The organism is Streptomyces sp. SID14478, assembly GCF_010548525.1.
GTDB lineage: Bacteria > Actinomycetota > Actinomycetes > Streptomycetales > Streptomycetaceae > Streptomyces.
Window position 1 is genome coordinate 1 of record NZ_JAAGMG010000325.1, and the last position, 1,216, is coordinate 1,216.

The window sequence follows — 1,216 nt, forward strand, 5'->3', positions numbered from 1 at the left end:
GGCAGCACCGGCTCACCGCGGCGCTGCGGCAGCTCGCCGCCGCCGCGGACCCCGGGCGCCGCCTCGCCCTGGCCCGGCTCCTGTCCGAACGGCTCGGCCGTGCGCAGGTTCCGGGGACCCCCGTCGACCTGCAGCACATCCCGGACCTGGCGTCCGCGGCCCTGAACACGCCGACGGGCGTCAGTACGGTGCTCGAAGCGGTCCGCGCCACCCAACTCCCCGCCGACGCCGACATGTTCGCCCGCCTCCTCACCCCGGACGACACCCCGGACACCTCCTTGAGCGACACCCCGGACACCGCCCCGGACGACAGCGCGGACAGTCCTCCGGCCGAGACCCCTGAGAGCCCCCCGGCCGAGACCCCCGAGGAGGCCGCCCCCTCCCCTCTCACCGCCCAACTGACCGCACTCCTGGACGCGTTGCCCCTCATGCGGAACCCGATCGACCACCGGATGTTCGCCGACACCCTCCGGGACTTCTTCGGCCGCCCCGCCGGACTCCCCGGCACCGGGCCTCCCCCCGACGCCTCGGTCCTCGCCCGGGTCACCCTCGACCAGCCGGAAGGACTCGTCATCCTGGCCGCGACGGTGGAGGAGTTCGACGGCGCCGAGGCGGCCGCCCCCTTCCACCTGCTGGCCGCGCCCACCCCCGAGCCGGCCGTCCGCGGCCCCCTCCCCCTGCCCTCCGACGGCGCCCCGCCCACGCCCGCCACCCCGGACACGGCGCTCGTGTACGCACGCCCCGACGGCAGTCTGACCCTCACCGCCCCCGACGAGACCGACCTCGCCTGGGAGTACTACGAGGTCGACCTGGCCGAGCGCGAGGTGCACCTCGACGGCGGCCTCGGCGCCCGGGCCCTCGCGCGGGTCGACGACCCGGTGGAGGCCGCCCAGGACCCCGGTCTGAACCTGACCGCCGCCCTCGCCGAACGCCTGGAGGCGGAGGCGGCCCGGCTGCCCGTCCCCGCCGCCATGGACAAGCTGCGCCGCCGCCTGGACCGCTGGCCGGTGCCGGGTTACGCGGTCCGCTGGCGCCTGCCGCAGACGGACCCGCGCACCCTGCCCGAACGGCCTGCCGCCACGGCCGAGGACCCCGTCCGCCTGCGCGAGGAGCTGGCCCGCATCGTCGACACGGCCGAGTGCGTCCTGATCGGCTTCGACGGCCCCCTCGCCCGTCTCTACCGGCGCTCCCGCGACGCCCGCCGGGCCGCCCAGGA

At 77.1% G+C, this 1,216-nt stretch carries 1 pseudogene; it reads left to right on the top strand.

Annotated features, from left to right (window positions below):
• A pseudogene (locus G3I40_RS10880) lies at nt 1-1,216 on the top strand (hypothetical protein); the annotation flags it as partial.